Annotated in this window: 6 protein-coding genes; all 6 read right to left on the bottom strand. The window is 45.5% G+C overall.

The features are described 5' to 3' along the window. Positions 1-831: vitamin B12 ABC transporter permease BtuC (gene btuC, locus AB4232_RS18800; RefSeq protein ID WP_372087733.1), on the bottom strand; the 831-nt coding region annotated here is incomplete at its 3' end. Positions 832-964: 133 nt separating this feature from the next. Next, positions 965-1,993 (bottom strand): succinylglutamate desuccinylase, encoded by a 1,029-nt coding sequence (locus tag AB4232_RS18795; RefSeq protein ID WP_017057427.1) that lies wholly within the window; start codon positions 1,991-1,993, stop codon positions 965-967. Between the two features lie 278 nt (positions 1,994-2,271). Next, complete coding sequence (locus AB4232_RS18790; protein ID WP_104214488.1) at positions 2,272-4,068, bottom strand: M3 family oligoendopeptidase; 1,797 nt, start codon at positions 4,066-4,068, stop codon at positions 2,272-2,274. A gap of 139 nt (positions 4,069-4,207) precedes the next feature. Further along, a complete protein-coding gene (gene cobC, locus AB4232_RS18785; protein ID WP_372087732.1) occupies positions 4,208-4,825 on the bottom strand; it encodes an alpha-ribazole phosphatase family protein in 618 nt (205 codons plus the stop codon). A gap of 9 nt (positions 4,826-4,834) precedes the next feature. Beyond that, a complete protein-coding gene (cobU, locus tag AB4232_RS18780; protein ID WP_372087731.1) occupies positions 4,835-5,446 on the bottom strand; it encodes a bifunctional adenosylcobinamide kinase/adenosylcobinamide-phosphate guanylyltransferase in 612 nt (203 codons plus the stop codon). 9 nt (positions 5,447-5,455) lie between these two features. Continuing rightward, positions 5,456-5,580, bottom strand: a 125-nt coding sequence (locus AB4232_RS18775; RefSeq protein WP_372087734.1) for an adenosylcobinamide-GDP ribazoletransferase, incomplete at its 5' end; no start/stop codon positions are given.

Here is a 5,580-nt window from a genome sequence, read left to right as displayed (position 1 = left end):
GTATCGGTTATCGGTACCAATCGCTAAACGGAGTAAGTGTGGCACAACCAAACCCACAAAGCTGATCACGCCACCTAACGCTACTGCGCAACCTACTAAAATAGACACAGCGAAGATTAGACGCCAACGTAATCTCGGAACATTCACGCCTAACTGTGCAGCATGAGTCTCGCCAATCATCAGTTTGTCTAGCTTACTGCCTTGCAAACACAACCAAATAATCACAGGGATCATCACCAACGTGAGCGAGTGTTGATACCAAGTCACGCCACCCAAGCTGCCCATCAGCCAATACATCAGTAAGCGTAGGCTTAAGTCGTCACTAAAATAGAACGCCCATGTCACCATCGCTCCTGAAAGAATACCTAGCGCCACACCCACCAGCAGTAATTTGGCCGTGGTGAGTCGCATCGTTTTTACCATGCTCACTAGAATCACGGTAAAACAGAGTGACCCTAAAACGGCGGCAATCATGAACAGTTCTGGAGTTGGAGCAAACGGCAAGAAGAACAGTACGATAACCATCGCCAAACTTGCGCCACCAGAAATGCCGAGCACACCTGGCTCTGCTAATACATTACCCAATAAGACTTGTAGGCTTGCGCCAGATACAGCTAACCCTGCCCCGATAGCAATCGCTGCTAATAATCGAGGTAAGCGTAAATCAATCAGTAGTTTTTGTTCTAACGTGGACAAGGTGCCCAGAGGGGAAATGAAAAGATCGCCAACCATTAGGTAAATCGCACTCAGCGCGACAAGCAGTGCTACCATCAGATAAATGGCTCGGGTCCATTTGCGCTGTTTTTGGTGAAGAAGTTGTTGGAAATCCATATCAAGCTACTTTGAAATTGTTCGCGTAACCTTACCTGTATCCCTAAATAAACTCAAGGCTCACACCGTAATGTGAACCTTGATATTTCAACCAGTTGAGCGGTTGTTTTCGTCGCTTTAACCCAGCTCGGTATTAATCGTACACAAGCTGACCGTGGTCGAATCGTGTTTCAACTTCGCACACCATTAAGGCCGCTCGTTGACCGATAGCCACGTTACGATTTGGGAATACCACTGCTTCGTTTTCATTCTTCGCCATCAATGGCTTATCACCATCATGACCAAACACTTCTCCGTGCTTGAATGCCGTAAAGTTTTCTACGTCATCAGAGAACATGAAATCAAAGTCATCGTGCAAACGAACAATGGTTCGGCTTACGCGATATGTAATGGTTTTCTTTGGTAGATGCTCTGGTTCTATTTCAGCAATCAGATTGCGCATTGCCAAATCAAAAGCCGTTAACTTATCAAGTTGGTTCTCACCAATTCTTGCTACCTGCCCTAGCTCCATTGTCAGTGCTTGGGCTTCGAAGTTTTCAGCGCTGTACCAACTGAAAGTGCTCGTTGGCGCATTCGACAACAACACAGCTTCAACGTGAGCACTGTTAATGAAATCGAACAAGGCTTTACTGCGAACTTCGTGGCGAACCTTAGGGCTTACGGCGAAAGAGTAATGCTTAGACAAACGGATCGCACAGTGCAGATCTAAGTGCCAACGAGTGGCAGGTACCGTTTCCTTGTAAAACTCAGTAACCAAGTACTTAAGGTTCTTCGCGATATCCACTTCTCGATTACTCTCGTGCTGTTTTTCATCAAACAGACGGTTCATATTCACATCAAGAAAACGAGTATGCGCGTTGGTTGCTTCTGGGTGAGCAATGATGAACAAACATCTTGCTGTCACTACTTGGAAGCCTGTTTCAATATCCTCAATGAGCTTATCAATCAGCTCCATTGGTGAAGTTTCGTCGCCATGAACACCTGTTGAAAAGATGATGTTCTTGGTTTCAGAATTATACTCCGCGGGAATCACTTCCAATACACCGCGTTGATGAAGCTTAATTTGAACACCGTTACTCAGTACGGTCTGTCCTGCAACCACTTCTTGCTCAAGATCTAGGCTGTCAAAAAGAAATGATTGGCGAAAGAGGGTCTTCGTCATGCGTTACTCCTTAATTGCACGGCCGTATGTTAATAAATTGTACATAGAAATTGTGTTGCTAGGATCGCACTTATCAATAGAAACTCCGTTATCACTCACAAATACTACCCATATATTTTTATATTACCTGCTGACTTTACTAACCGACATCTGTTCCAAATAACTTTCTCTATTTAAAGCAACTTTTGGCTGTCTCAGCTTTTCTCAAGTCATGTCAGCAAGATAAGAGCCACGTAAGCTAACACAGCTCTTACCTGCCATGAACAGATTGAGATCAATTAATCTTCCTGATCGAGCAATCTTTCAAATTCATCGATTTGAACTTTGACCATGTCGATGCTTTGTTGCCAAAAATCAGCTTGAGTCAGGTCCATTCCTAAGTGCTTTTGAACGACTTCTTCCGCCATCATGCTGCCCGTATCACGAAGCAACGAAACGTAATCGCCGTAGAATTGCTCACCCTTAGCATCGCGTTGTGCGTAAACACCTTTACTGAACAGATAACCGAACAGGTATGGATAGTTATAAAAGCTCACTTGAGAGATGCTAAAGTGCAGCTTGCTCGCCCAGAAGTAAGGGTCGGCTTCTGTCATTGCATCGCCGTACCACTCTTTCCAAGTCGTTTCCATCAGGTCACACAGCTGCTGAGCCGTTAGCTCACCTTTTTCACGCTGCTCGTAGAAGGCTTTCTCAAACTCAAAACGAACGGGAATGTTTACCATTAATGCCAAAGAAGAAGAAAGCTCTTCCCACAGCATTTCAAGTTTCTCATTACGTGTTTGTGCTTGCTTCAATAGGTGGTCACGAACGATATTTTCAGCAAAGATCGAAGCGGTTTCTGCTAGCGTCATTGGGTAGCGTGTTTGACACAACGGCATGTCTTTCATCACCCAGTTGTGGAACGCGTGGCCTAGCTCGTGCGCTAATGTCATTAAGTCTGAGCGGCTACCACTCCATGTCATGAACACAAGCGGGGTGCGTGTCGCAGCAAATTTAGTGCAGTACGCACCTAGACGTTTATTGGCTGCTGGAGCGGCATCAATCCAACCGTTCTCAACCATTAATGCGACGAAATCAGCCATCTCTGGATTTACTTCAGCGAAGGCGGTTTTAATCACTTCGATCGCTTCATCAAATGGATAAACCTTAGATTCGCTGTCACCCAGCGGTGGCATTGCTGCTAAATGGTTCCAAGGCTTCATTTCATCGAGCCCGTGAACTCTTGCCATTAACAGGCCTGCTTTCTGGCCTACTGCTCGATTTGCCTTTGCTACCGACATCATGGTGTCTAGCGTTTCAGGTACGATGCGGCTGCCGTGTAGGCTTGGATCTAGGAAATGTACATCGCTAATCTTCGAGCGCTTTTTGTTTTCTGTCAGTCGCCATCCAGCCAATGCGTTTAGGATCGAAGCAAAAGACTCTTGATGCGTTTTCATCGCACCTTGAACCGCGCGCCATGCCGGTTCTTGTTTGTCGAATTCGCTGCCGTACAACAGGCTCGCGGCTTGTGAAAAACCTAGAGCTTCGTCTTCACCGTCCAGCTTTAGCGATAGTTTTAAAGAACCGGTTAGGTTGTCGTATAAACGACCCCATCCGTCACGGCCATCAACCTTCATCGCCGCTAACAACTGCTCTTCGGCAACACTGAGTCGGCTGCTTGATAACTTACGAGAGCTTTCAATCGCAAAGCGTTGGCCTGCTACGTCCGCACTCTCATGCTCTAATACTGCATCAATAAATTCTGGTTCTGCGTGAATTAGTGTGTCTTCGTAAGGGCTGAACGCTTGAGACATTTCAGAGTTCAGCTTAGCTACACGGCCAAGCAGTGCTTTGGCTTCTGTGTGCGTAGCGTCTACCGACGCGTGACAGTTAGCAAAGGTATTGATAGTGCTGAGTAACGTGCCTGCCGCTTCTGAGGTCTGGATTGCGTTTTGCATTGCCAGAATGATGTGACGCTTTTCAACATGCAGGTACAACAGTTCAATACATTGTTGAATGAGTTCGATGTCTTGTTCGATTTTTGCATCATCAAGATCGCGATAAGCAATGCTTAAATCCCAACTTGGAGTTGTCATGACTAAATTCCTTTCACGTAGGTAGTAATACCAATCTGGTATAGCGGCTGTAAACGCCGCTTTATACTTCTATTTATGTTTCTATTTCTATTAACAGGTTTAATAGATTGTTAATTCTTAAACTGTGTTTTTTGAAAACTCAGAGAACAGGTAGCCCTATCGATTTAACGCTGATAAAGCTCTGCGCAAACTGAGTGATTTGAATATGCGTTATCGACGCATTTTCTATCGATAACTTCGAGTACAGACTCGGATTTTTCCAATCAATATCAAGGCAGTGTGCTAGCAGTATGCGAATCACACCACCATGGGTAACCAACAATATATTGTCACTTGGATCATTCACAAGTTGCGACCAAGCTTGAGTTACTCTGTCGTGGAAGCCCTGTAAACTTTCTGCGCCAGTTAATTGATGATTAGCAGGATCTTGCCAAAAGGTTTCTAACATTCCCCACTTGTCTTCAAGTTCATCAAATGGGACACCATCTACTTCACCGAAGTTCATTTCCTGAAAGTCTGGTGCAACTGATAAAGGCACAGACATACGCTCTGCAAACAAGCTCGCAAGATCACCACATCGTCTGAGTGGCGAGGAAACCACACTATCAAAGATAATGTCTTGCGTCGCAAGCGCCTCACATATCTGTTCTTGAAGCTCAGGGTTGACCAGCACATCAGATAAACCATTGAGCGCAGCTTTTCCTTCGACTTTGCCATGTCTCAGCAGATAGATGTTTTTAGTTGTTCCATTGACCATGTGTGCGACCTAGCCTTGAGTATCAAGCAAGTGATTAGATGGTTTTAAGCTCAGTGGTAATCCTGCTGCAACCAGCGTAACGCGTTCAACGACCCGAGCTAACGCTTGGTTCATTCGCCCTGCATTGTCTACAAACAAGCGCGACACTTTACCCAGCGGCACCACACCTAAGCCAACTTCGTTAGACACCATAATAATTTGCGCCGGGCTTTGCTCGACGCTTTGCGCCAAGGTTTCAACGACAGCTTCCACTTGTTCATTGGTTGCATCATCACCCAGTTCAAAGATGATGTTGTTCAACCACAAGGTTAGGCAGTCAATCAGCACCACATCGTCTTGGGTAAAAAACTGCAGTTTTTCAGCCAATTCGACGGGTACTTCATGCTCAAACCACTGCTCGCCACGACGTTGTTGATGGTGCGCGATTCGTTCTCGCATTTCGTCGTCCAAATAAGTGGCCGTTGCAATATAGTTAAGGCGTCCATTTGAACATGCTTCAAACGCACATAATGCTTGTTGCTCTGCAAAACTCGACTTACCAGAACGAGCTCCACCCAATACCAGATGGCTGTTTCGCTGTCTTGCTTGATTAGTTTGATTAGTTTGATTGGTGTTCATCATAGGGAACCGTTATAGAAAGCCATTGTAAAATGCGGTAATGAATACAAGGTAAGTCAGCAACTCCATCAACTGTTGAGCAGCCCCCAAGCAGTCGCCAGTAAAGCCACCAATTCGAGCCGTTAACCACTTTTTGC

Origin of the sequence: Vibrio sp. 10N.286.46.A8 (assembly GCF_041470165.1) — a bacterium.
GTDB classification, from domain to species: domain Bacteria; phylum Pseudomonadota; class Gammaproteobacteria; order Enterobacterales; family Vibrionaceae; genus Vibrio; species Vibrio tasmaniensis_A.
Note: the sequence above shows the minus strand (reverse complement) of the source record. Positions and strands in the feature narration are given on the sequence as shown.

What these genes read in the sequence shown, in the direction of transcription:
- AB4232_RS18790 (WP_104214488.1), bottom strand. Translation starts at nt 4,068, where the DNA reads ATGACAACTCCAAGTTGGGATTTAAGCATTGCTTATCGCGATCTTGAT.
- cobU (WP_372087731.1), bottom strand. Translation starts at nt 5,446, where the DNA reads ATGATGAACACCAATCAAACTAATCAAACTAATCAAGCAAGACAGCGA.
- cobC (WP_372087732.1), bottom strand. Translation starts at nt 4,825, where the DNA reads ATGGTCAATGGAACAACTAAAAACATCTATCTGCTGAGACATGGCAAA.
- AB4232_RS18795 (WP_017057427.1), bottom strand. Translation starts at nt 1,993, where the DNA reads ATGACGAAGACCCTCTTTCGCCAATCATTTCTTTTTGACAGCCTAGAT.